The sequence below is a fragment of the Haloferax sp. Atlit-4N genome (assembly GCF_003383025.1).
Classification (GTDB): domain Archaea; phylum Halobacteriota; class Halobacteria; order Halobacteriales; family Haloferacaceae; genus Haloferax; species Haloferax gibbonsii.
Genome location: NZ_PSYY01000007.1, coordinates 1 through 23,637, shown reverse-complemented (window position 1 = coordinate 23,637; position 23,637 = coordinate 1). Strand labels below are relative to the sequence as shown.

The window sequence follows — 23,637 nt, the reverse complement described above, 5'->3', positions numbered from 1 at the left end:
ACAGAGCTACCGAACTACATCTACAGCTTTGCTTTACTAATTCTTTCCCAGTACGGATTTGGTTTTACTACTATTAACATAAATCTATCGTACAATCAGTATTGGTGCGAGTAGCCTTCTACTCGTTCGAGTGGTTTTACTGGCAAAAGTGGTGTGTGTGTGTTATTTAAATCGAGCGAATACTGGCAGTACTGGCAACGGGGGTCCCCGAGAACAAATTCTCTAACGAATCCACTCCCAATCTCGGGAACTCCCACGCTTGCGCCAGTTTTACTGGCAATAGTGGACTGGTTATTGGCAGTACTGGCAACACCGGTGTCTCAACCAAATATCACGACGAACTGGTACGTACAATACAGAACGAGAACGTGTTCGAACGAAGCAAGTTCTCGACAAGTTGTATCTACAAGCACTCACAAAACACGGCAAAAACGGTTGATGCAAAGGTTCTGAGTCAACACCGCGTCTATGAACTGCTGAAAGAACAGGTGTTCCTCGGCGTCGTGGAACCGACTCGGACGGCGGTGGAGGAGGAGAAGGAAGCTACCTGGAACATCGGCTGGTTTAGGATACTATTGTGCTAAAACTGTGCTCCGCGATAGCCGGGGAAGATCTCGCTTAGCCTTTGTTTCCCCAACTACACCCCTAGTCACGAGTGTAAATGTGGGATAGTTACGCGTGGGAGCGCTTAATGAGCGATTGAGGCTTTCCATCACTCATCTCTCACACAGGGTCCACGGGTGATGAGAAAATTCACTTCGCACACGGGGTGTGGTGTCTTTTGAGTCCATGGAAGTCCTTCCTACTCATCGGGGTTGACTGGGCCTTTATATTTGGATTTGATTTTGTCTCCCTCTCTCCACTGCCAGTAGTAGTAGCGGTTGTCGTTGATCTCTTTGATGGTGATCGTCGCCTTCGTAGGGACATCATCTGGAAGGTCGTCCGACCGTTCTTCGAACTCACCTTCCGGTGACTCTTCCTCGAGACGACCCTCGCGCTCCTTGTGTTCGGCCAACTCTTCGGCATAGTGAGCAACGTCTCGAAGGCGGTTCTGCCCCAACTTGTTGAGGGCGTTGACGACTTCCGTGGGGAGATTCGTCGGCGGCGTCGGTGGTTCGTAGGACATCGGCTGCTGCCTCGTGTTAACCAACACAAGGGCTAATCAAAAATTTTGTTGGTTAATCTGCTGATACCAATTTCCGGTTTTCCTCTGGTTGTAACGCTACTCGAAACTGGTATATCAACAAGTTTCGCGTTACGTTACAACGCGCTTCGATGAGTCAACTAACATTCGGACGCAAGCCTAGACTTCCTCGTGGACAAGTAGCACCAGTTCGTCACTCTGGACGAACAACTTCGTCGCAGGAATAGCACTCAGCGAAAACGCCAGTTGACCCATCGCCATCTTCGAACTCAATTATCGACTGGTATGCCTCAATCTCTTCGCCGCAGTCAGGACATCGACCAAGCGCCGTCGAATCACTCGTCATGGGGGATTGTGGAGACGCATGTGACACAGTCTGTCTCCAGTAGTGTCCACACGATGCCACAGCAAAGTTGTTTGGTCGATTCGAGTGCCGCCGAGAATAATTGGTGAACCATCGGGGTACTTGCACCTCAGATTTCCAAGAACTGTGGTCTACACGTTATTGGTTATTTCATCTAACCCAAACAGCTGCAAGTCGTCCCGCTTTGCAACTGCTTCTCGGACAGTTTGGGTCGCCCCGCTCCGAGTAATTCGGTCGAGAATGGCGATTCCGTTCCTCGTCACGGGAGTTCCTCGGTCACGTCAACAAGGTCTTCTTCGGTCCACCATCGGTACAGTCGACCTTCCTGTTCGAACAGTTCGAAGACGCCGTCCTGCATCCATCCGAACGGATGCTCCTCGTCTTCATACTCCCGCTTGAGGACGTGGCTCTTCGAGAAGTATTCAGTCGTGCCAACGAGTAGTCCCTGTTCGACAAGGAAGTCGCTTGGGTCCTTCTCGGCGACACCAACGAGATACGTTACGATATCGGCGATCAGGCAGAACTTCTGGATGCTATTATCCCACTCGCCCCGAATATCGACCATCCGGAAGGCGTACGCGTCAGTGCGTCGGTTGAGACGGTCCACTACGAGGTTCAACCGTCGGATTGGTTCCCGGTCGTAGTTCCCGAGTACGAAGTACGAACGGTCGTTCTCGTAGACAGGTGTCAACTCGCTCAGTGCGTGGAGGATTTCTTCATTGTCCGCCAGTGAGATCTCTTCCTCATCGAGTTGCTCCTTCGCACTCGTGAGGACCTCTTCAGGGACGGGCGACTCCTCATCGGGCATATATGGTTCCTCTCTCGGACGAGTAATACGGTTTATGAAGTAATTTACTCATTCAGATCTATTTTGGTTTACCTCAGGGTGATTTACTCAAGGGTAAACTACTTTGCGTCAGAGTGTGAACTGTGATGTATGAGTACCGATCTGGGAACCGCTGGTGGAGAGAGGTCCCGTGAACTCATCCATTTCGTCACCCAGCAGACGCGGTTCGCGCTCGTCAATAACATCCTCCAGCATCCCAAGCAGCTGCCTTCGATGTACGAACTCGAGGAGCTCAACCCCAGCGTCAGCGATGCCACCGTCTACAAGCACATCCAGAAGTTGATCGACGCCGGCATCGTCAAAGAAGTCGCACTCGACGACGACCAGCGCCGACAGGGCTATCCCTGGAAGTTCTACGGCCTGACCGAGGACGGTCGAACATTCCTTGAGGAACACAATCTGCTCGCCGCTGAGGAGACGCTCCAGCAGATCTACGAGACTATCTCCGACAAGCCCGAGAAGATGGTCAAGTACGAGAACGCGCCTCGTCCAGAATAGCAGTAGTCAAGCTACTCCTGTGCAGCGACCTCGGTATCATCCGCCCCAACACCAAGGTCGTACTCTACGTGGATATGGCTGTACCAGACGACCGGCCGCTTTGATCGGCCATCCTGCTCAAATTCGACAAGTCCGAGTTCTGCGAGGTCGTTGATCGCAGTCGAGACGTTCTTGATGTCACGCTCAACGAGCCGCGCGAGCTCGCGGAGACTCTTCGGTTCTTCGCGGGCAGTAGTCCGGATAAGTTCGAGATTTTTTTCGCTCAGAACACGTGCAAGTGCAGCCTCGTCTGGAAGTGAGACGCCAGTGTGGTCATCAGTCAGTTCACCAGCGTCGGCTTTCGCTGCGGCTTCGAGTGCACGGTCGAAGAACTCGTCGTTCGATTCGACGCGGACGGTGAGTGTGTTTTCGGTCATGGTTTGTGGTGGAGATGATTCCTACTGGTATTCCGGTGCGTTTCTACAGGCAGAACAGCCCAACCGTTCTGTGAAATTGAGTTCCGCTGCATCTTGAATCTCCCCGACAAGTTCGCAGGGAACTTTAGGCCAAGAAGTAGGTGTTCCCCCTGACAACGCCTATTGATGCGGATACTGTGCCGTCTCTGGCTTTCAACAGTCTCCTCGCTAGATAACTCGCCACTCTGCGGATACTCTGTCAGACACACCACTCTTGCCAGTAAAAACTAGTATCCTCCCAACGACCTCAGATTCATCGCACTTCTATTGGGAGAACGCGTCGATCGAGACCTTCCAGCGTCCAAAGAGTACTCTGGAACAACTACTCCGGCAAGTCTATTACTCTCCGTTACATGCTGTTACATATGCCCGTTGACTTCGAAAATTACCAGCCATCGGACCTTCCAGGACCGAATACGAATGGACGTTCCATTCTTCGCTTCCTTGCAGCGACTCCAGAAACAGGCTATCGAGCGGGTGAGATTGCTGAGGCGCTCGACATCCCACGAGGAAGTGTTGGGACGACGCTCAGCAGACTCCATAATCAGGGATTTGTGCGTCACAAGGGCGAGTATTGGGCGATCAATCCCGACGCCTACGATGCACATACTGCGAGCTTGATTGGCTTGGCTGCCGTGAGCGAGCAGTTTGAGGGCGACTACTACGACGAGAATCCGGACTGGGATGCAAATCTCCCTGATCTCGATGAGTATGAAGATGCAGACTCGGGTGCGGAGTAGATCTGATGTATGGCGTGGGGTAATTGTCGTCGCCACAGATCCGTTCGGGCATACTCCTCGACGTCCGTATCTCATCCTCAGCGACTCGAGTCATCCATTTGCCGGTAACCAGTATATTGCACTCGGGATCTCGACGAAGGAGTACTCGGACAGTCTTCCGCTTGCTGGCGCATACAAGACCGGAACGCTAGACCGTGAGTCGTTTGTTTCGCCGTGGGCTGTCGTTTCGCTGATGGATAGTGATATCGAGCGTGCAGTTGCTCAGGTTACTTCAGAGTTCACAGATAGCGCTGCCTCTCGACAGACACGATATGTCGAGTGACATCCCTCTGCATCGTTAGGTAGGAGGGTCGTCGGTGTTCTAATTCGACCAGATAATATAGTACCTAGTTTGGCATGTCATCACACTTCATATCGGCCAGTAAATATATACTATTCCATCAGTCTGATTGACATGTACGCACCGCAAGACAATCGGTGCGGAACGATACCGAACTCATGATCTCCCGCTCAGTCACCGTCGAAGACATCGATGAGTTGTTCCTCAGGTGGAACGACCATCTCAACGCATCGGCCCTCTATCGGCAAGCCCTCCGCGACGAGATGCAACTTCGCGACGTTGAGCCGCACAAACTCCGCGCACAGCTCACCGAAGCGCGTGAGTTGGGCTACTCGCTTGATGAGATTGCAACCATGACGAGTCGCTACGCCGACCTCCAAGCGCTCGTGTACGACCACACCGAGTGACCTCATGTCTGACTCACACTCCCCTACTGACGCTCGCTCCGCCGACCAGCAACGGCTCTCCCGAACTGTCCTCCGACACGTCGCGATTGGGAGCGTCCTGTTCACGATCGCTGCTGTCCAGCCAGTTGCCGCACAAGACAGCGTGGTCTGCAGCGCTGAGAAATTGCCGGGGATGGTTGAGGGCTTCTTCCAGATCACGACGACGCTCGGCTTCATTGGGTTAGCAGTCATCTGGCAGGCCGACTCCCTCGCTGAGATCTTCACCGCCAGCCCCGAACAGAAAAAGCGACTCAAAGTCCACAAGCGCGCGGCACTCAAATCCGCCCTCATCTTGGCGGTGCTTGGCCCGCTTTACACCGTCGTGGCGTCGATTATGGGCCTCCCACTCGGCGACTGCGTGAACCTCGCCCCCTGGTAAGCGCCCCACCAATCCACCTTTACCCTCCCATGGAGCATCGAGTGCCCTCCGTACTGGTAGCCGCGTTGCTCGTGTCGAGTTCCATTATCGGCCTCGCCACGGCACAGCCCCCGAGACCAGGGACTGAGACAAACGGCCTCACGGAAAGCGAGGCGGCGACGCTCTGGTCTCGTGATAGCGACCGCTACGTCAGCCAACAAGACTACCAGCAGCAGTACGGCGACGACCGAACGGCGCTCCACCAACTCGCCAACGGGACTGACATCACGTTCACGCGCCCGCCGGCAACAGCCGCGACGTGGACGCGCAACGACTTCGCTGATCTCGACGCCGGCGGACCCGACACGTCGACGTACCCGCCCCACGCATCACTCGAAGATGGGACGTTCATCGACGATGCGCATGCGACGATTTTCGCGGTCACGCCATCGACGCGCGGGCATCTCGACGCAGGTGAGACACCGCTCTATATCGCTCCCAATGGGACTGTTCGTGGCCTCGTCGATTATCGTGTTCGCGTTCCAACCGGGAACGAAACGGGTAATCAAACCGTCGACTGGGCACTCGTCTCTCACGAGATTGAGAACACCCGTCTGAAAATCGATGGCATTCCAGTCGCAACTGCTCGCGGCACTCACACGCCAGAATTACAGTATCACACCACTCACTCGTGGGGTGCAAATTTCACGCTCGAAGCGAACATCTCCGTTCGCCTCAAGAAGACCGTCGAGACAACGGTTGGTGGCGAATCTGAGACGACAGTCAACTACCGGACGGAGACACGAACTGTCTCGGATACACTCGATGCCGAGATTTACGACCTCGCGGCGTACCCCTACTACGCGCAGTACCCGAACGGGGATACTGGCGTCGCGATTTTCCAGTCCCGCCCGTGGCAGGGCTATACGCTCACCGACGATGAGAGCTCCCGGGTCCGTGGTGTGTGGCGGTTCTACACCGCTCGGAACACGAACTGGGACACACTCGTTACGTCGACCGGGACGTCGACAACTACGGAACAGTCGGATGCGATTCCCGTCCGAGTTCACGCGTATCCTTCACAGATCGGGCCGCGAGCAGAGCCGGTTCGCGATGGCCCGGATATCATCGACATGTGGGGGGCTGACCGGGCGTCTCCCCGTGAGACGATCGGCGAGAACGTGACTGTCGAGGTCGTCAACGAGACGTACACGCCCACGTACGGGCTGGCCGTCCGTGCAGAGTCCGTCGACCGGGAGGCGCTTCGGGTAGGCGGGATCGTTCGCGGGGTGAATGCCACGATTGTCGACCCCCAAGTCGGGTCGGCGCGACAGCTTCGCGAGAGTAACCTCTCTGTTGAGCTCGTTTCACAGACGACGTCGAACGCGACGCTCCGAGTCGAGTTGCGCGATAATCAGACGGGTGCGCCGATCGCGTCGAATGGGAGTGACCGACAGTACCCGATTGGCGGGTCGTCACACAGCGGCTACATCACGGTGGGTGACCAGCGCGTTGAGACCAACGAGAGTGGCGTCGCAATCGTCACGCTGGACGAGCCGAGGATCTACACCGCTCGCTACCACCCCGGCACGTGGCTTGGCCACGACCCGGCGTATGTGGGTGATACGGCCTCCGTTCGCTGGCATCCACTCGGGACTCTCGACGGCTGGGTTGCATTCGTATTCGAAGTCGGCTGGCAGGCAATCCCGTTCGTCGTAACGTTCTACGCCGGTCGCCGACTCCTCCGCATGTTTGGTCCGACAGATAGCTACTACCGAAACCAATGATACCGACCGATTCACCGATTGATAGACGTACCGTCCTCCGAACCCTCGGCGGGGCCGCCCTCGCCAGCGTTGCCGGCTGTCTTGATGGTAGCCGTAACTCGGGCACAACGACGCCCGACCAGACGTCGGCGACGACCGAGCGTGCTGGTCCCCTCTCACGCATCGCTGTCGAGGGCCAAGCCGTCGTTGTTGAGGTTGATGCTGACGCACCCGTCGAACAGGTGAACCTCATCCAACCGAATGGGGAACTGTTCGGGAAACGTGGGCTTGCCGCTGGTGCACGACAGGTTTCGTTCGAAATCGGAACTGCCTACGAGCCCGGTAAGTACCGTGTCGTCGCGCTAGATGGTGACGAAACTGTTGCTGAGGGTTCACTTTCGATTCAACCGGACCTCAGCATCGTCGAGATGGGGATTGGGAGAAATCAGCCAGAGGAGATGTGGAACTCTTCGGGTGACGAAGTTACTGATGAGGCGTTTGTGACTGTTGAGAACCGTGGAACGGGGCCAAACGCAGTCACGAAATTACTCTTCATCGGAGACGTTCCGTATCCCTCCGATGAAGAGGGGACGAACTACGCCAACCATGACGATGTTAGTGGGATCTATGACCCCGAGTCTGACTCTGAAGTAGCTGAAGTTGTTATTCCAGCCGGGAAGCAACTCACGATTTACAGCTTCCGGTCTCCGTTCGCTTTTGTTCCCGGTTCAGATATCTCGTGTCAAGACGGGGAGCAGAGTGTTGAGTTCAACCTCATCCTCAAAACACGTGTAGCTGCTTCTGAGGTGTCTAAGACCTACAACGTTCAGTATACAGACTCGACTAGTACTGAGGGTTGCAGTATCTCCATCGGAGAGCACGATGGTTGATCTAATTGACGTTGTACTTGAGGGATTCAAAGAGGCGCTTAGCTGGTTGACTGGCCTGTTCATGCGGGGTCTGAGAACTGGATATCAGTCTCTCACGGAGGGTATGTTTGGAACTCCGACTCCACGTACTGATGGGCCGATTGTGTTTGGAACAGCGTCTAATGGGCCGTGGCCTGCGATACAAGACGCTTTAGTTGGCGGTGAGATTATGCTGATCTCGCTGTTGTTGTTGGTAATGTGTGTTCAGGGGCGTCATGCGCTCCGAATTTTCAATATCGGGAGTGCGTACGAGGCAAGACGCACTAAGAAAACTGCGTGGGTTGGTGCGCTCCTCATCGTATCTTGGTACTGGGTTAGTATTCTGTCCCTCTACCTCGTTGACGGTTTCACGATCGCCTTGATGCCGAGTCTGAGTTCACTTGGAGACACGATGTTCGAACTTCTAGAGGTGTCGCTAACTAACCCCGTTCTCGCCTTTTTATTCGGTGTTGCTGGCGGACTGTCAATGTGGTCTCTTAAGGCGTTCTATTACATCCGTGAAGTTCTCATCTATGTCTACGTGTATGGGATGCCGATTGCGTTCGCCCTCGGTTACGGTAACCTCCCGGTCATCTCTGATATCGCAGTTGGGTTCAGCAAACGGTTTGTTCCTCTTGCAGTACTTCCTCTCCCTGCAGCAGTCGTATTCAAAGGGTACGACCTACTGTTCTCACAGAATGCTCTTGCTCCAAGTAGTCCATTCTTGAGGTATCTTGTAGCAACGTCACTTCCACTAATCGCGCTCTATCTCACGTGGAAGACGTTCACGTACGCGACGCCGCTCACCGCGAAGGTGATCGGTGGTGCAACGCGAGGCGCAGCCCTCGTCGGCGGCGTCGCAGCCGGCGCGTATGTCGGTGGTGCTGGCGTTGCGACGACGGCCGCCCGCTGGGGGCCGAAAGCCGCCGCCGGCCAAGCCCTCGCCCAGCGAGCAGCCGCACAGCGTGACTCGACTGATGACAGCGACGGACTGCCGTCGTACCGGCGGACCGAAAACGAACCCCGAACCCGCTAACTATGTCGACAGATCAAGACACAGCCGCACGGCGCATCATGGACCAGTTCGGCGAAGCGAGTCGCATCCCCTACCTCAACATCGAAGAGGGCGACGTCGGCATCCTCATCGCTCTCCCCATCTGTGGGTTGCTACTCGCCGGCCTCACGGGCATTGAATCACTCGCCGTCCCGCTTATCGCAAGCGGCCTGGGGATGGGTGCGGCCATCGTCTACGTCACCCCCGACCATCTGAACGCGTGGACCTGGACGAAAGACGTCTATCGCTACGCCAAACGGCCCCGGGTTACGCTGAGCGCGCCGGAGCACTCGGACAGCCAAACGAACGAGACCGTGCGCAACGAGGGCGGGCTCGCGAACTACACGCCGTTTACTCCCGACGAGCGAACCCAAGACCTCACGAATATCGAGCGAGCGTGGCCTGGCGCCGGCGCGATTCAGCGGACTGACGGCGCGATGGAGGCGTTCATCGAAATCGACCCGGGGAACATGGACTTCGCGATGGCCGACGACTGGGCCCAACTTCAGGACGCAGGCACCGAGTTCGCCAACAAAGAACTCGACTCGAAGCTCAAATTCCACGCAACAACCCGGTCATTCCCGGTCGAACAGATCACTGAGACAATCGAGGAGCGACTCACCGACGAAGACGTCACACAGAACCCGATCTTCCGGGAACTACTCGAGGAGTATCGGGAGACGCGGCCCAAAGAAATGCGTGACCGCGGCATCCAGCAGGTTCGGTACTATATCGGCGTGGAAGTCTCGCCACTCGAAGTCTATGACCGATACCGCGACGAGGGAACGCCGGCTGAAAAGCTGACGCAGTTCCCCGTGATTGGCATTCTTTTCAACCCGTTCGTCACGCGGCGTGCGGACCTCTCTGACGTGGAACGCCGCGCCCAGATGTTCGAGAAGCTGGACGACCGGATTGCGGATGTCCGTTCCGAGTTCATCCAGCAGGCATCCGGCTGGTCTGCCCACCGACTCAGCACGGTCGAGTTGTTCGTCATGAATATGGACTTCTGGAACGGCGAGGAACACGATTTCGAGACCGAAGCAGACGTAATTCGCGAACAGCCGATTCTCAGCCGCTCACGTCGGGAGGAGGCGTTCGATGCGTAACCTCCCGTTGCAGGCGAGTCGTGATATTCTCACGCAACTCACCCAGTGGGCTCAACAGCCGACATCCCCTGAAGGTGCAGCGCTCTATCTGGGCACCATCGTGGTGCTCGGTGTCGGCGGGACAGCCCTCTGGCAGCGGTACCGCACCGACGATGAGCCGGAAGTCGACTTCTCGGATGTCTTCGACGAGGAAACCCTCGAAGCCGGCGAGGCAGAAGGCCAACTTCTCGACGATATCTCGGAGTCACACAAGACGGCGACAGCACCGGCGGCAATCGAATGGGAGACGCGAGCTGCCCGTGTCGGTGAGCAATGGACGACGACGCTGTACATCGCTGATTACGCCGACTACCCGAATGACGGCTACTTGAGTGACCTCTTCGAGTTGACCGACGTCGAGTTCGACCTGACGGCGCACATCACGCCGAAGAACCAACAGCGCGCGCGAAACGAACTGCAGGATATTGCGGACGACCTGCAGGTCGACGCTGATTTAGAACAGAGCGTCCGGAGTGAGTACCTCCAAGAGCGAGCCAACGAGGCAGCGGCGACGTACAAGGCCGTCGAGAGTGGTGCGAGTGTGTTCGACCAAGGGCTATTCGTCACCGTCCGCGCCGACGACACGGACGACCTCCGAGATGCCGTCAGAGCAGTCAAAAGCGCGCTCCGTGACGAACCGGCGAACCTCACGCCGAAGACAGCTATCTGCCGGCAGGACCTCGCGCTCCAGTCCGCCGCGCCAATCGGCGACAACGTCTTCGGCCGGGAGTCGATTGCCCTCGGGGGTGCTGTGGGCTCGCTTCTGGCGTCGCCACACAACGCGACGATTCTCGAAGAAGGAGGCGTCGAGTTCGGGATCCACAAGGACAACCAGAGTCCGGTCGTCATCGACCCGTTTGCCCGCGATAACGGCTATGCGATGTTTACGGTGGGAGATACCGGGTCTGGCAAATCGTTCGGTGCGAAAGAGAACTTCATCCGGTCGATCGAACAGAGCAAGGACCGCATCGGGATCATTCTCGAACCGCTCAACAACTGGGCGGGCGTCTCCGAAGCGCTCGACGCCAAGCGCATTACCGTCGGTGGGACGCTCGGGTTGAATCCACTCGAAATCCGCCAGACGCCCGAACACGTCCAACGGGCGATGGGTGAGGACGCGAGTCCGTTCAACGAGAAACTCGACGACGCGATGAGCTTCCTGACGAATTTCTTCGCTCTCCGCGGCATCTCACTCGGTGACCGCCGAACGACGCTCGAACTCGGTCTCAGACAGGCCTACGAGCGTCATGGCATTACCGATGATATCACGACACACGGCAACCCTAGCCCGACGATTCGAGAGATGCTGGACGTCTTCGAAGAGATGGTCGACGACCCCGAGTCGTTCGTCGTCCGGTCGGATGCGGAAGCTGAGAAAATCAGCGACGATGCGACGTGGTTGATCGATCAACTGCGGCCTTTCGAAGAAGCAGGCCGCTACGCGAACCTCGGGAAGGAATCGGAGTTCGACATCCGTGACGAGAAAGTCATCTATCTCGACCTCGCCCAGCAAGAGGGGAGCGTCGACAGCAGTACGGCGCTGACGATGCAGTTGCTCATCTCGCTCGTCTACGAGCGAGCGAAAGAGACGGACAAAGAGGTCGTGTTCGTCATCGATGAAGCGCGGTACATCATGCAGGACGCCGCGAGTCTGGCGTTCCTCGAAACGGTGTTCCGACACCATCGCCACCACGACCTCTCGATTCGACTCGTTACCCAGACCGTCGACGAGTTCTTCGAACACGCCGAGTCCGAAGCCATCCTCGACCAGTGCGCCGTCAAGCAGTTCCATCGCTTGGATGGGATGGACAAAGAATGGGCCGACGAGTTCGGCCTGAATCACGCCCAGATGCGGTACGTACAGGACGCGGTGCCCGGGAACGAAGACGCTGGTTTCTCCGAGGCACTTGTCGGCGTCGACGGCGAGTGGCGTGGTATCAGAGTCGAAGCGATGCCCAAGGAAACGGAGGTCATCGACTTCGACCCGACCGAGCAGCGCCGGGCGTCGCTGCCCGGTGCTGGTGAGACGGCGGTCTCACCCGAGATTGAGACCTTTCGGACGGAGTTAGCGCAGCAAGCAAACGGAGAGTCACAAGACATGCAGACTGATTCAACAGCAACTGACAACGGCCAGCTTGGAGGTACCGACGATGCCTGAGCGTGAGTATCTTCGCGTGACGCCAACCTCGGAGGAACTTACTCCTCGTGGCATCCCGAAAACGCTCGAGAGTCTCCACAAACTGACTCCTGACAGCTCGGGGCTGTGGTCGAAACTCAACCCGTTTACATCCGCGACCCCACCGTGCTTCGAGTTCCTCGCACTCAGTACCGGACAAGACGCCCCGGTTGAGTTCTACTATGGAGCCGACGACTATCTCGGTACACTCGAAGAGCGACTTCGGTCGATCTATCCGAAGACGTTCGACATCGAGCGTGTCGAGGTGGACGTCGCGTCGAAGTTGATTCACCCAGTTGCCTTGTCTCATGAGGAGTTCGTTGAGCGCTACCAGCAAGGTGACCTGCAGTATGAGTTCACCGACGACGAGCAGTATTCGGCTGCAGACGTCGACGCCGGCACAGCGCCAGACGGCGGCACAACCACAACACGTGAGTCTGAGGGTTCACCGACGGACGCTGCCGACGAGATTGGCGGCAGAACGGCGGACGGACTGGTGTCGATTGGAGAGACAGTTGTCGAACTCGAAACGACTGATTCGCTAGCAGACGAGGTTTCGCCCACGTCGGTCGAGAAGCCGACAGTAGCCGCAGACGGGACGATTCTCGCCCGCCCCGCAGTCGACGCCGTCTCACCACGGGGCGTGCGGTGGTGTGGGTCGGCAGTTCGGAAGCAAGACTGGATGTCGTCGTTGACACCGCTGACGGCGACGCCTGACGAGAGCACCCTGCCGGCGGTCGACGAGCCGGGGGCTGTGCTTGCGTCGCTGATCGACCATCTGAACGATGCACGCGAACCGCTCGCGTTCCAAGTCGTGTTTCAGCGCCGGGAGAGCTGGCAAGCGGATGCGGAACTCCGCAAAGAGGACTTGAATGATGGACGGGATACGCTGTCGCAGAAAATCCTTGGCGACCTGCTTGACCCCGAACTGGAGTACGAACGTCGCACCCTTGACGAGTTGAGTGACATCGTCGTCAAGCGACTTGATGCGATTGATGCGGTCAATCCCAAGCGCTCGTACACGACGAATATTCGGGCAATTGGCGTGCCAACGAGCGAGGCTGGCCGCGACGCCCTTGATGACCGCCTGTCGTCACTCGCGCCGGTCTTTGACCCACTCGACGGCCCGTTCTACGAGATCGAAGCGACGCGACTTCGAGATCGTGGCTTCCGACAATCGAAGAAAGAACAAAACGCGCGAGCAGCGCTCCAGCGACTCCTCTCGCGAGAGGTAGCGACTGGACGTGGTAAGACCCGGCCGGAGTTGGTTCTCTGTGGGGCTGAGCTTGCGAACTTCGTGGTTGTCCCTTCGTCGGAACGATTGACAATGGAGGGTTCTCGTGGGACGCGTGCTGAGCAACAGAGCCGGAACCCGCTTGCCCGTCCGAATCCGGACCTCATGACCGAGTTCCGTGAGGGCATGGCAATCGGCTACGCGCTTGATGAGACTGGTGAAGCGGAGAAGCAACCGACTCGAATACCTCCCGGACTGTTACCGACACACTATGGCCGGTTTGGGACGACTGGGGCCGGTAAGTCCAAGGCACAGATCAATGAACTCCTCTCACTCTACGAGACGACGACTGGGCCGTCGATTCTCATCGAACCGAAGGGCGACGGTATGGCGGAGAACTACATGCGTGCGCATGCTGCGCGTTTCGGCTTGGACGACCTCAGCGAGAATGTTATCTACTTCTCTCTCCCAGATGTCCTCCCCGGCTTCTCGTTTTTCAATCTCGAGCCGTCGCTTGAAAACGGACTCCGGCGGGAAGACGCTGTCCAGCGCAAGGCCGACCACTACGAGGAAATTCTGAAACTCGTTATGGGGGTTGACCGCTACGAGCGGGCGACAGTCGCACCTGGGTTGATTAAGTCGCTGATCAAAGTGTTGTTCGATGAGACGCATGGTCGCGAAAACGGCCAGTATCGCGAGTCAGCGGACTACTTCGCTCATCGGCAGTTAGAGTATGTGCTTGATCAACTTTGGCAGGCAGGGCCACCCCAGCCAGATCTGAGTGCTGCTCCGAAGTCGAGTGACGAGGCTGTCTCGCGGTCACTCCGACGACAGTTACAGGCAGACAAGACGACCTTCTCGAATGTGTTGGGTGGTGTCGGTAATCGTCTTTCAGTTATTTCGGACGACACACATCTGCGTCGAATCTTCAACAACACTGAGCCACGGTTTGATTTCCGCGATGTCATCGACGACGATACGGTGATCCTCTTTGATCTGGGTGATCTCCGTGAGGATGCCGCTCGCGTCATGACCGGTGTGATTCTGACCAACCTTGAGGACGCCTTGAAAGAAGAGAATCAGGATGTCGGTAAGCGGCCGGACGATTACGTGGTTAATCTCCTGATTGATGAGGCAGCGTCGGTTGCTGTTTCGGATGTCATGAATACACTACTCGAGCAAGGGCGGAGTTTCCGGCTGTCAGTCGGGCTCTCGATGCAGTTCCCCGAGCAAATGAAAGCGGAAGGGGGGCGGCGCGCCTATCTCAACGTCCTCAACAATATCGGGAGTCCGATTGTGGGGAAGATCAACGTTGACCGTGAACTCGCTAGGGCGATGGCTCACGAGGAAATGGACCCAACAGCGTTCGCGAACCGAATCCGGTCACTTCCGCGTGGTGAGTGGATTGCGAATCTTCCAAGTCCGATCTTCGGTGAGACTGGGCCGTATCCGTTCAGTCTCGCTCCGCTGCCGATTCCGGATGGGCATCCTGAGAGCGACCGTCCTCTTACCGAGAGTGAAGAGTCTCGGTTTAGTGAGACGCTCAGTCGGATGCAGGGCCGCGTTGACGAGACGTACGGCGTGACCACGACTGAGGCACCGGCGACAGAACTCCCCGACGAACTCAGTACCACGCTTGACATTACTGATGGGGAACTTGACACGGCTCTTGCGAAAGTCGTTCGAGCGGTGCAACTTCGGCTGTCCGAACGTGAGGCAAACGGCTGGGTTTCAGTCGAAACCGTTGATGATGAACTCCGCCGTCTGTGCGATAAATCAGGTGGTGATGCACCGACGTACGACGAACTATCGACGATTCGCCAGCGCTCTCGCTTCCTTGAAACGACGGTTCACCTCGACCAAGACGAACTCGTGATTCGTCTTACTGAAGCGGGCGAAGCGGTTGCTGCCCCTGATACTGGGACAGTCCAATCTGCTGGTAGTTCGAAGCATGACGCTGCTCTTGCACAGATCGAAGCAGAACTGACGACCCATGGCTGTACAGTATCGATACTCAGCCAAGACGGGAGCGAGAAACCGGATGGGCGTGCGACGCACCCTGCGTTTGACGCTCCGTTTGCCATCGAGGTCGAGACGACAACGCCAGGGAAGCCTGCGAAAGTCCTCACGAACCTCCGCAAAGCACAGGAGGCGGGGGAAATCCCGATGTTTGTCGTTCGGGCTGGTGAGCCGGAACCCTACTGGGCAGAACGTGTCGAACAGGTGCTGTCGCCACCGCTTCGTGAACTCCAGTCAGGAGACACGCGGTTCTATACGACTGATACAACGATCTCGTTCAATGGTGGTGCGAGCGAGGAGGGTGGTTTGACGGCACTTCGACCCGTGTCGCCTGAGAGCGCACAGACGGTCTGGTCACGAGTCGATGGGAATCTTGTTTTGGAAGACGGTGCTGGGGGTGAACTGCTTCGAGTTGAGTCATTAGACGAGCTCTCGAAGAGCCGACTGCCTGCGGTTTACAGCTATGATTCGGTGGCCGATGAGTACGTCGTCTACGCGGAGGGCGAGCAGTATGTCTACGACTCGAAAGAGGCGTTTACTGCTGACTGGACTAAGCTCAAGCGGCCATTCGTCCCCGAAGATGAACTGCCGTATCCAGGATTCAGTAGTGAACAGTATCTTATCGTCATTCTTCGGAACGACGGTGACGCAGTAATTTATCGGGACGGCACAGTACGGCCCTTGAGTGACCTCTCGGAGCTGGATCTCGTCGCACAGCCAACCCAATCCAATACCGCAGCGGCCGAAAGAGCCGCAACCCCCACATCAGACGAGTCGGACGAGTCTCTGGTCGACGTATCGGAGCTTGCAGACGACCCTGATGCTGTTGTGGGCCGCTTCGCAGAGGAGTTCCTCCGTGAGACAGCCCACGGATCTGTCTCCTCTGAACGGGTTTACAACTGCTATCAGTCGTGGGTGACTGAACAGGGGCTTTCACCGGACTCAAAGCGGTGGTTCACACGCCGGCTGAGACAGCACGTTGAGTTCGATAGCACGGTCAAGAAAGACGGGAATGCCACAACTCGTCATTACGATGGGATCGCCCTCACTCAGGAGGAATTATCTAATGACTGATACTGGTCTGTCAGCGTTTGTCCCCGGTCAGACGAACAACAGCCGATTCAACAAGAAATCGGCCGAAGGAGTGTTCAGACGGATGGTTACGACAGGTTACGATAGTATCGCCCAGAGTTACGACAGCCGTTACGATAGAATTCGGATAATAGCGGGACTGAACGGCGTATCTTGGACAGATTCGGATTGTCGGTTACGACAGAATCCGACTAGTATAGACAGGGGGGACCCCGTCGGAACTGGGTATTGTCAAAGTGAGCAGACAATGCAGACGTATTTGGACTCTGAAATGACTGCGAGTCAGCGAGGAACAACGAATGTGTGATGAAATTGACCTCGATATAGACCAGCTGCCACCCGAACTTCGCGAGCGTGAGCAGTGGGTTTGCTGGCGGAGTGAGATGCGAGATGACAAAGCGACGAAGGTCCCAGTCAACCCTACGACTGGCGGCTTCGGTTCGGCAACCGATTCCGTGACATGGTCTGATCTCAATACTGCGGTTGCGGCTGTCGAGTCAGACGACGCTGATGGGATTGGGTTTGTGTTCACCGATGACGACCCGTTTGTCGGTGTGGATTTAGACGACTGTCGAGACCCTGAGACGGGTACGATTGACGACGACGCACAGGCGATAATCACACAGCTAGACTCCTACACGGAGGTGTCGCCATCGGGAACGGGTTTCCACATCCTCGTTGCGGGTGAACTTCCTGCAGGACGGAATCGCCGTGGGAGTGTCGAGTGCTACGGTACGGCGCGCTTCTTTACAGTAACCGGTGCCCACGTTGCGGGGACGCCGACAGAGATCACACATCGACAGGATGCACTTGTCGACGTCCATCGTGAATACGTCCAGCCCGATACTGAGTCAACAGCGGAGCCACCGAGTGCAACACCACCCGCAGCCACACGTGATGACGCGAGTGAGCCTGCCCTCAATGACGAGGTTGTGCTGACAAAAGCGAGGGAGGCAGCGAACAGTGAGAAGTTCGATCGACTGTGGCGAGGGCAGACAAGTGGGTATGAGAGCCACTCGGAGGCGGATATGGCACTCTGCTGTCTGCTCGCGTTCTGGACGGGCGGGAACCACCCACAGATGGACCGCCTCTTTCGGGACTCGGGGCTGTACCGCGAGAAATGGGACGAAGTCCACTATGCAGACGGGTCGACATACGGTAAGAAGACACTTGAGCGAGCAGTCCAGCAGACGTCGGAGTTCTACGACCCAGACACGCAGCCTCGTGAGGACCACGAAACTACGACGAAACAGAGTGTGGGACCGCAATCAACGCAGGACAAAGCGTATCTCGCCGAGAAGAACCGGGTGTTGACTGAGCGAGTTGAAACGCTCGAGGCAACCCTCGCGGAAAAACAGGCGTACATCGAGGAGTTGGAAGCGACTGTTGACCGGCTTGAGCAGCGTGTCGAGGCAGTAGCACCGCGTGACCAGGATGAAGATCCTGACACGGAATCTGCGTCAATGTGGGAGCGAACACGATCATGGTTGAAGTGAGACCGTGTCACCGCAACATGGGTTGATAGTGAGATACTTCTGCTGACGACGCGGCCCTGTTGAAACTCTCTCCTTCAGACGAGCAGTCCTGCGAAACAGCCGGCCAGTCAATGTGCGTGTGTACCGACAATTGTGTCTAGGCAGGGTTCAGACGATGCAAATGACAACTAGTGGTTTAGTGTCCACCCGAGACAGCGTGTAGACCGACAATACCGACGACGATCACGCCGATGAAGAGTATTCGGGCGAGAGCGGCTGGTTCATCAAAGAGAATAATTCCAAGCGTGGCTGTTCCAACGGCCCCGATACCTGTCCAGACAGCATATGCTGTCCCGATAGGGAGATCTTTGACGGCTTGAGCCAGGAGTACCATACTGATGATGAGAGCGACAACAGTACCGACTGTTGGCACTGGCTTTGAGAGTCCGTCCGAATATTCGAGCCCAATTGCCCAACCAATCTCAAACAGGCCTGCGAGTATGAGGATATACCACGACATGACGTCTCTGCTTCGCTGTCCAATCTGTCTATAGCTTCTGCTATCCATTGAACGAGACCGATTCAACTAACCTTGGCACGGGCGCTGGGCTGTGTACTCGCGGATCCACATTCCTGATCGTCTTCTTTGTCTGGAAGATATTCCTCACGGTAGGGGTGTCTGAATGAACTCCGTTAGTACGTGAACAATTGCTGTGGCTGTTTTTTTATCCTCCATTGAGGGGTGGAGGAGTCAGCAGTCCCCATGCAATCTATGTCTTCCGACCACGAGCAACAGCGATCACGACTCTCTGGCGAGCACACTGAACAACCGAACGAAGAACCGTGGGCAGATCTCGAACTGTCGCCCCCACGGCAGAAGTCCAACTGGCATCGTCTCATTTGTCGAGCGTGTACTCGTCGAACTCACCCACGAAGACGTCGGAGCTGAGTTCGTCTCGACGAACCTAACGGGGGTGAAGCGGACGCAGTTCATCGGCGTCGACGACGCCGGCCAGCGGTTCCAGAAGCGGTATTTCGACGACCGTCTCGGCTGGGACGAAACAATAGTCAGCCGTGGAACAGTTCGTGACGAACTGGTCAGTCGACTCTCGCGGTTATCCCTTGACCGAATTGACGAGACGCCGAATGCGGAGCCAGATACGTTCCGCGTGATGCCTATTCATCAGTTCTGAGCCCACTATATCGTTAACCAACACAGAACCGCAGCCTTCCGAAGTGTTGGTTAACGGCGTGGCAGCGAGCGCCAACGGAACCCCCATCTCGTGAAGAGTGGTGGTTCGGATGATGTCGATGTGAGCATGAACGAAACGGTTGTCCAAGGTCGTTTCTGAGAACCCCCAGAGGGGGTCCACAGATGTTTAAGTCACCACAGAGCACTCATCTATCCATGGCCACGGATCTCACTGAACGGGTGCAAGAAATCGCCGAAGCGCGGGGTATCCCCGAATCAGAGATCCTCGAACAGGCGTTGGAACGCGGCGTCGAAGATCTCTGGGTTGACCTCGTCCTGTCGCGATACATCGACGACGAAATCGATCGCCAGACCGCAATCAACCTCGTCGGTCGAGATCGCGCCAAGCGAGTAGAGCAGGAGGTACAGGCTATCGAAGACGACGTTCGGTGGGGACTGAATGCGTGATCCTCGCGGTTGCTGATGCGGGCTCTATTATGATTACAGAGACCTCCCCATGAACAAACCGTGTTCTTACGGAAGTACGAGGAGAAAGCCCCGTGCTTTAGCGCGGGGATGAATCCGACATAATCTTCTACAAGCCATGTTCGACGCTCAGAATGGATGTTTTAAGTAGTGTCAATTCGTATTATCGAGTAACCGAGGCGGCCTGCCCGCCCTCTTAATCGGACAATATCGGAATTCCCTGATTTCACGCAGAAGGCACCCCCTTCTGTACGGGAACTCGGGGTGCAGTCAGAAAAAGTATCTCTGAATCCCATGCCGGGATAGGAGTAACGGCTGGTTGGCACAGCCAGTAGTTGTCCACGTCGGGCGACTACAAACCGTAAACATCCCAACTCAGCGCCCCGGTGCCGTGGGAATCCTCGCCCTTCAAGGCGGGGAGGATGTCAATACTGTCTTCTCGGACATGTTTGTCCGCCAGTTCCTTGAACTGGTTATCTCGAAGGACCGTTCCAACTCTGTACCCGATGCTATCCTAGTGGAGCGGTGACGTACTAAACGCAAGACCTCGATGCGCACCGTTGGAAGAAAAGAATACGAGATCGGTACGTAACCTAGAGGTCCGAGTGAGGCTCACATCGTACACACGAAAACGGCTAAGTGCGTTGGCTCACAATGTACACATCATGAGCACCGAGAAGAAGCGCGTGCAGTTTCGGGCCCCTAATCGGCTCATCGATCGGGCCGATGCACTCGCTGCAGTCCTTGGGGAAGACCGAACAGATGTCCTCGTGACCGCGCTTCGGGAGTACCTCCAAGACGCCGCTCACGACGACACGCTCGTCCAAGAGATTGCCGCCGCCTACTACGACGACGAGATTACTTTCCAGCAACTGAAAGCACTCGTCGGCGCCGAAGAGGCGGCCAACCTCCGCGTATTGAAACAACAGTTAGACGAGGACTTCATCGACGAGGTTGCCGACGTATAGATGGCGCAGCTTATCGCAGACGCCTCCGCCCTCGTCAGTCTCGGGATCGTTACTGGCGACGAGCCCGATCCACTCGCACTTTGTCTCTCGCAGTACGAGGTCGTCGTCCCAACAGCGGTCATCGATGAACTCCGTGAGATTGCCTCCTACGATGACGTCCACGGGCACGCTGCGTCCGCCGTCCTCGATCAAACGGGGTCATTCACCACACAGTCGGTCGACCTCGATGCTGAGTTTCCGCTCGATGACGGTGAAAACGCGGCGGTCACCCTCGCGAACAAGCTCGATGCTGGGCTCTTCCTCTGCGACGAGTTCAACCAACTGGGCTTGATCCACGCCTCACTCGCTGATACCCGACTCGTCACGACGCCGACGCTGCTCTCGGTTCTCGTTCGAACTGAACAGCTCTCAGCTGCTGATGCGCGCCTACTCCTCGATGACATCAGCGACGCTCGTAGCTGGGGTGCGAACAGCTACGTGCAACGCGCTCGCTCGTTGATCGACGAGCCCTGACCTCGTCGGGGGCGGTCCACACCGGGAACAAACCGGACGCGGCGGTCGATCCCCAAGATTCCCGACTGTATCTTGTACTGCTTGGCTATCGTGTGTGGCTGTCTTATCCATCCAAGTGACTGATTTAAGTGGATGATACCACTGTCAGTCGATGGATTCCACTCCACACGATGACAGGAAACTATTCCCCGGAGTAAGAACTATATCCTGTACCACTCAAGAACGAGTATGTCCAACAGCGAGTCTCCAGATGGCCCGCCCTCTTTCGAGGATGCATTTCGTGGCGACGACGTTGAGCAACGCATCTACGGGACCATTCTCCAGACTCGCGAGGCGACGACAGCAAGCGCCATCGCCGACGTTGCCGACTGTGACCCGAAAACGGCTCGGAAATATCTGGGCTGGTTCAGTGAGCTCGGTATCGTCACGCGCCACGACGGCCATCCGGCCACCTACGAGCGCAACGACGCCTACTTCGAGTGGCGGCGAATCAACCAGCTCGCGGCCGACCACACCGTCGAAGACCTCCAGCAGCGCGTTCGGGAACTGAGCTCGCGGACCAAGGAGTACGAGGACACGTATGGTGCTCCGACGCCAGCGGCTGTCGACGCCGTCGCCGCTGCAGAATCGAGCGACGACCGGACGATCGATGACGTATATGGTGACCTCGGCGACTGGGCGACTGCCCTCGAGGAGCGAACACGCTACGAACGTGCCCGTCAGCAACGCGCGAGCACTGAGACCGAACAGGTATCCGGGTAGCCACATCGATGGTGCCGCCCACAGGGGACGGCGGAAGCCCTGCGCCTATTGATCGCCCGATACTCGAGTTCCTGCAGATGCGTCTCCAAGCAACGGGTCAGGTCGCAACAGCACTCATCACCGACGCGGGCGGCCATCTCGAACTTCGTGTGACACTCACACCATCGTACTATCCAGACTCCGTCGAGGAGGCGACGCTGGCTGTTCGCTGGTACACGAACGACGACTTCAAAATTCACTACCGGGAGGTTCAGTCAGACCGCTCCTGGGAATGTCGGTGGGATCGCCACCCAAACACCCACAATACCCGAGACCATTTCCACCCTGAACCGGCTGCCCCCACCCCCGGCGACGATGCTTCATGGCCGACCGACCATCGCGATGTGCTTCGGCTCGTCCTCGACGAAATTGAAGACCGGATCGCTGCCCTGTGGAGTGAGTAAGGGAACAAAGGTGAGCCTGTATCGCGAACGATTTCGTCACTCCGCCGCGGGTTAACCAACACAGAACCATAGCTCCCTTGCAGCGTTGGTTAAGCACGGAATAGCGAGCAGTTTGTCCGCGCCTGAGAGGCCGAGGCGCGTCACTACGCACCTCAGTGATTCCCATGCCTGGTACAGACGCACTCGACGATGCATCAGTCGACCACGAACGGTTTGAAGCGGAACTCGTCGCACAGGATCAAGATGCTGTTCGCGTCGCAGTAGCGGATATCGACGACGGGAGGGCCCATTCCCTCGTCAATGACCTCGTCGACGACGACGTCGTCACTCCCATCCTCGACGAACGGGTCCTCACCCACGAGCCAAGCGACGAGACATTCGACTCGATACTCCAACTGGCCGTCTTCCACCGTGGCTGGACGGCTGGCCGCGGTGCTGACGTGGAGGACGAGTGAGACAGCAGACGCTCACGGGGCGTACCTTTTGTGACACCCCGCCCGAGACCGAGACTAGCGAGGCCCACACCTGAAGACAGGACGAACGGGTCACTCATTCGGTCTGCGTCGACTGCGCAGTCCAGTCGGCGGCGAACCCGGACGAGCGTGCTCACCAGAACTGTGACGGTTGTTGGCTCATCATCGATACACGCCCTTGGAGTGGTGTTCGACGAGGCCGTTCTGCAGTAGTCGTTATCGAGCTGTCAACTGATGCTGGTTACTCTTGGGTTGACCCTCCAAGTGATATCCAACTGCGATCGGATTGGATCTAGCGTCTGCACACGTTTAATCCAGCGGCCGGTAATGATGCAGATCGTCTGTTGCACCCGGATGGCTCGGTAGGTCGATCTGGGCGACGTGTTCGTAACGAGCGGTAAGGACGTCGAAAAATCGCATATCTGCGAACGCCTTGTATCCCTCTCCGGGTCGCTCGCCGATGTAGACGACGTCACCGTCGTGGAGGAGGAGTGCCTCGTAGGCCATCGGCCCGACTGGTGGCCAACAAAGAACGAGTGTCTCCGTCTCGCTGTACTCCAACAAGACATCTTGGTCACCAGACTCGACTGGGAACCACGGATCGAGGATTGGATCGATGTCGTAGGCAGTGATGTCGGCACCGCAGTTATCGAGTTCGGACGCCCAGTAGCCCTTCCATGCCCCAAGTTCAATGAGTGGGCCCTGATCGCGCAGATACTCCAGTGCCTCGCGTGTTGGA

The 23,637-nt window shown here is 56.9% G+C and carries 23 protein-coding genes and 3 pseudogenes; 21 read left to right on the top strand and 5 right to left on the bottom strand.

Annotated features, from left to right (window positions below; genetic code table 11):
- Positions 1–368: 368 nt before the first annotated feature.
- Positions 369–584 (top strand): hypothetical protein, encoded by a 216-nt coding sequence (locus tag C5C07_RS19535; RefSeq protein ID WP_233510471.1) that lies wholly within the window; start codon positions 369–371, stop codon positions 582–584.
- 218 nt (positions 585–802) lie between these two features.
- On the opposite strand, the gene C5C07_RS19530 is transcribed toward C5C07_RS19535, so the two are convergent.
- Both C5C07_RS19530 and C5C07_RS19525 read right to left on the bottom strand, forming a co-directional pair.
- Positions 803–1,126, bottom strand: a complete 324-nt coding sequence (locus tag C5C07_RS19530) for a hypothetical protein (protein WP_115805918.1) — start codon at positions 1,124–1,126, stop codon at positions 803–805.
- 641 nt (positions 1,127–1,767) lie between these two features.
- The gene (locus C5C07_RS19525) at positions 1,768–2,316 is read right to left on the bottom strand and encodes a hypothetical protein (protein WP_115805917.1); all 549 of its coding nucleotides are present in this window, start codon (positions 2,314–2,316) and stop codon (positions 1,768–1,770) included.
- A 129-nt stretch (positions 2,317–2,445) separates the two neighbouring features.
- Here C5C07_RS19525 and C5C07_RS19520 point away from each other — a divergent pair, with 129 nt between their 5' ends.
- The gene (locus C5C07_RS19520) at positions 2,446–2,853 is read left to right on the top strand and encodes a MarR family transcriptional regulator (protein WP_115805916.1); all 408 of its coding nucleotides are present in this window, start codon (positions 2,446–2,448) and stop codon (positions 2,851–2,853) included.
- Between the two features lie 11 nt (positions 2,854–2,864).
- Here the strand turns inward: C5C07_RS19520 and C5C07_RS19515 are convergent, their stop codons facing one another.
- Positions 2,865–3,269 (bottom strand): winged helix DNA-binding protein, encoded by a 405-nt coding sequence (locus C5C07_RS19515; protein ID WP_004977835.1) that lies wholly within the window; start codon positions 3,267–3,269, stop codon positions 2,865–2,867.
- 404 nt (positions 3,270–3,673) lie between these two features.
- Between C5C07_RS19515 and C5C07_RS19510 the strand changes: the two genes are divergently transcribed.
- The 10 genes from C5C07_RS19510 (at position 3,674) to C5C07_RS19460 (ending at position 18,082) form a co-directional block, all read left to right on the top strand.
- The gene (locus C5C07_RS19510) at positions 3,674–4,048 is read left to right on the top strand and encodes a helix-turn-helix domain-containing protein (RefSeq protein ID WP_049905280.1); all 375 of its coding nucleotides are present in this window, start codon (positions 3,674–3,676) and stop codon (positions 4,046–4,048) included.
- 498 nt (positions 4,049–4,546) lie between these two features.
- Positions 4,547–4,795, top strand: coding sequence for a hypothetical protein (locus tag C5C07_RS19500; RefSeq protein WP_004968218.1), 249 nt, complete (start codon positions 4,547–4,549; stop codon positions 4,793–4,795).
- Between the two features lie 4 nt (positions 4,796–4,799).
- On the top strand, positions 4,800–5,213 hold the full coding sequence (locus C5C07_RS19495) for a hypothetical protein (RefSeq protein ID WP_115805914.1): 414 nt from the start codon (positions 4,800–4,802) through the stop codon (positions 5,211–5,213).
- 29 nt (positions 5,214–5,242) lie between these two features.
- The gene (locus C5C07_RS19490; RefSeq protein ID WP_115805913.1) at positions 5,243–6,979 is read left to right on the top strand and encodes a hypothetical protein; all 1,737 of its coding nucleotides are present in this window, start codon (positions 5,243–5,245) and stop codon (positions 6,977–6,979) included.
- Positions 6,976–7,848, top strand: coding sequence for a hypothetical protein (locus C5C07_RS19485; protein ID WP_115805912.1), 873 nt, complete (start codon positions 6,976–6,978; stop codon positions 7,846–7,848). Before C5C07_RS19490 ends, C5C07_RS19485 begins: the two co-directional genes overlap by 4 nt.
- Positions 7,841–8,902: a hypothetical protein gene (locus tag C5C07_RS19480; RefSeq protein ID WP_115805911.1), complete on the top strand. Its 1,062-nt coding sequence runs from the start codon at positions 7,841–7,843 to the stop codon at positions 8,900–8,902. Before C5C07_RS19485 ends, C5C07_RS19480 begins: the two co-directional genes overlap by 8 nt.
- A 2-nt stretch (positions 8,903–8,904) precedes the next feature.
- Complete coding sequence (locus C5C07_RS19475) at positions 8,905–10,026, top strand: hypothetical protein (RefSeq protein ID WP_115805910.1); 1,122 nt, start codon at positions 8,905–8,907, stop codon at positions 10,024–10,026.
- Positions 10,019–12,223 (top strand): VirB4 family type IV secretion system protein, encoded by a 2,205-nt coding sequence (locus C5C07_RS19470; protein WP_115805909.1) that lies wholly within the window; start codon positions 10,019–10,021, stop codon positions 12,221–12,223. The genes C5C07_RS19475 and C5C07_RS19470 overlap by 8 nt, the downstream gene beginning before the upstream one ends.
- Entirely contained in the window at positions 12,216–16,568 is a 4,353-nt protein-coding gene (locus C5C07_RS19465; protein ID WP_115805908.1) for a type IV secretory system conjugative DNA transfer family protein, read from the top strand. The genes C5C07_RS19470 and C5C07_RS19465 overlap by 8 nt, the downstream gene beginning before the upstream one ends.
- Before the next feature lie 317 nt (positions 16,569–16,885).
- Entirely contained in the window at positions 16,886–18,082 is a 1,197-nt protein-coding gene (locus tag C5C07_RS19460; RefSeq protein WP_115805907.1) for a hypothetical protein, read from the top strand.
- 175 nt (positions 18,083–18,257) lie between these two features.
- Here the strand turns inward: C5C07_RS19460 and sugE are convergent, their stop codons facing one another.
- A complete protein-coding gene (gene sugE, locus C5C07_RS19455; protein ID WP_004967623.1) occupies positions 18,258–18,581 on the bottom strand; it encodes a quaternary ammonium compound efflux SMR transporter SugE in 324 nt (107 codons plus the stop codon).
- Between the two features lie 252 nt (positions 18,582–18,833).
- Between sugE and C5C07_RS21985 the strand changes: the two are divergent.
- The 9 genes and pseudogenes from C5C07_RS21985 to C5C07_RS21980 all read left to right on the top strand — a co-directional run.
- Positions 18,834–19,254 (top strand): annotated as a pseudogene (locus C5C07_RS21985) (hypothetical protein).
- A gap of 215 nt (positions 19,255–19,469) precedes the next feature.
- Entirely contained in the window at positions 19,470–19,721 is a 252-nt protein-coding gene (locus tag C5C07_RS19445) for a ribbon-helix-helix protein, CopG family (RefSeq protein ID WP_115805906.1), read from the top strand.
- Positions 19,722–20,130: 409 nt separating this feature from the next.
- Entirely contained in the window at positions 20,131–20,268 is a 138-nt protein-coding gene (locus tag C5C07_RS19440; RefSeq protein WP_193493536.1) for a hypothetical protein, read from the top strand.
- Positions 20,269–20,404: 136 nt separating this feature from the next.
- Positions 20,405–20,707, top strand: a complete 303-nt coding sequence (locus tag C5C07_RS19435) for a hypothetical protein (protein ID WP_115805904.1) — start codon at positions 20,405–20,407, stop codon at positions 20,705–20,707.
- Positions 20,708–21,220 carry a hypothetical protein gene (locus C5C07_RS19430; RefSeq protein ID WP_115805903.1) on the top strand — a complete coding sequence of 171 codons (513 nt, stop codon included), beginning with the start codon at positions 20,708–20,710 and terminating at the stop codon, positions 21,218–21,220.
- Between the two features lie 228 nt (positions 21,221–21,448).
- A complete protein-coding gene (locus tag C5C07_RS19425; protein ID WP_115805902.1) occupies positions 21,449–21,982 on the top strand; it encodes a sugar-specific transcriptional regulator TrmB in 534 nt (177 codons plus the stop codon).
- An 8-nt stretch (positions 21,983–21,990) separates the two neighbouring features.
- Positions 21,991–22,425, top strand: a complete 435-nt coding sequence (locus C5C07_RS19420; RefSeq protein ID WP_115805901.1) for a hypothetical protein — start codon at positions 21,991–21,993, stop codon at positions 22,423–22,425.
- 164 nt (positions 22,426–22,589) lie between these two features.
- Positions 22,590–22,880 carry a hypothetical protein gene (locus tag C5C07_RS21820; protein WP_199514465.1) on the top strand — a complete coding sequence of 97 codons (291 nt, stop codon included), beginning with the start codon at positions 22,590–22,592 and terminating at the stop codon, positions 22,878–22,880.
- Positions 22,877–23,071: pseudogene (locus C5C07_RS21980) on the top strand (hypothetical protein); the annotation flags it as partial. The gene C5C07_RS21820 and the pseudogene C5C07_RS21980, both read left to right, overlap by 4 nt.
- A 136-nt stretch (positions 23,072–23,207) precedes the next feature.
- Here C5C07_RS21980 and C5C07_RS19410 read toward each other — a convergent pair.
- A pseudogene (locus C5C07_RS19410) lies at positions 23,208–23,637 on the bottom strand (hypothetical protein); the annotation flags it as partial.

Excerpts from the sequence above, each read along its gene's own strand:
- C5C07_RS19495 (WP_115805914.1), top strand. The coding sequence starts at position 4,800 with ATGTCTGACTCACACTCCCCTACTGACGCTCGCTCCGCCGACCAGCAA.
- C5C07_RS19500 (WP_004968218.1), top strand. The coding sequence starts at position 4,547 with ATGATCTCCCGCTCAGTCACCGTCGAAGACATCGATGAGTTGTTCCTC.
- C5C07_RS19525 (WP_115805917.1), bottom strand. The coding sequence starts at position 2,316 with ATGCCCGATGAGGAGTCGCCCGTCCCTGAAGAGGTCCTCACGAGTGCG.
- C5C07_RS19475 (WP_115805910.1), top strand. The coding sequence starts at position 8,905 with ATGTCGACAGATCAAGACACAGCCGCACGGCGCATCATGGACCAGTTC.
- C5C07_RS19485 (WP_115805912.1), top strand. The coding sequence starts at position 6,976 with ATGATACCGACCGATTCACCGATTGATAGACGTACCGTCCTCCGAACC.
- C5C07_RS19515 (WP_004977835.1), bottom strand. The coding sequence starts at position 3,269 with ATGACCGAAAACACACTCACCGTCCGCGTCGAATCGAACGACGAGTTC.
- C5C07_RS19420 (WP_115805901.1), top strand. The coding sequence starts at position 21,991 with ATGGTGCCGCCCACAGGGGACGGCGGAAGCCCTGCGCCTATTGATCGC.
- C5C07_RS19430 (WP_115805903.1), top strand. The coding sequence starts at position 20,708 with ATGGCGCAGCTTATCGCAGACGCCTCCGCCCTCGTCAGTCTCGGGATC.
- C5C07_RS19445 (WP_115805906.1), top strand. The coding sequence starts at position 19,470 with ATGGCCACGGATCTCACTGAACGGGTGCAAGAAATCGCCGAAGCGCGG.
- C5C07_RS19425 (WP_115805902.1), top strand. The coding sequence starts at position 21,449 with ATGTCCAACAGCGAGTCTCCAGATGGCCCGCCCTCTTTCGAGGATGCA.
- C5C07_RS19435 (WP_115805904.1), top strand. The coding sequence starts at position 20,405 with ATGAGCACCGAGAAGAAGCGCGTGCAGTTTCGGGCCCCTAATCGGCTC.
- C5C07_RS19520 (WP_115805916.1), top strand. The coding sequence starts at position 2,446 with ATGAGTACCGATCTGGGAACCGCTGGTGGAGAGAGGTCCCGTGAACTC.
- C5C07_RS19510 (WP_049905280.1), top strand. The coding sequence starts at position 3,674 with ATGCCCGTTGACTTCGAAAATTACCAGCCATCGGACCTTCCAGGACCG.
- C5C07_RS19460 (WP_115805907.1), top strand. The coding sequence starts at position 16,886 with ATGTGTGATGAAATTGACCTCGATATAGACCAGCTGCCACCCGAACTT.
- C5C07_RS19480 (WP_115805911.1), top strand. The coding sequence starts at position 7,841 with ATGGTTGATCTAATTGACGTTGTACTTGAGGGATTCAAAGAGGCGCTT.
- C5C07_RS19465 (WP_115805908.1), top strand. The coding sequence starts at position 12,216 with ATGCCTGAGCGTGAGTATCTTCGCGTGACGCCAACCTCGGAGGAACTT.
- C5C07_RS19490 (WP_115805913.1), top strand. The coding sequence starts at position 5,243 with ATGGAGCATCGAGTGCCCTCCGTACTGGTAGCCGCGTTGCTCGTGTCG.
- sugE (WP_004967623.1), bottom strand. The coding sequence starts at position 18,581 with ATGTCGTGGTATATCCTCATACTCGCAGGCCTGTTTGAGATTGGTTGG.
- C5C07_RS19530 (WP_115805918.1), bottom strand. The coding sequence starts at position 1,126 with ATGTCCTACGAACCACCGACGCCGCCGACGAATCTCCCCACGGAAGTC.
- C5C07_RS19470 (WP_115805909.1), top strand. The coding sequence starts at position 10,019 with ATGCGTAACCTCCCGTTGCAGGCGAGTCGTGATATTCTCACGCAACTC.
- C5C07_RS21820 (WP_199514465.1), top strand. The coding sequence starts at position 22,590 with ATGCCTGGTACAGACGCACTCGACGATGCATCAGTCGACCACGAACGG.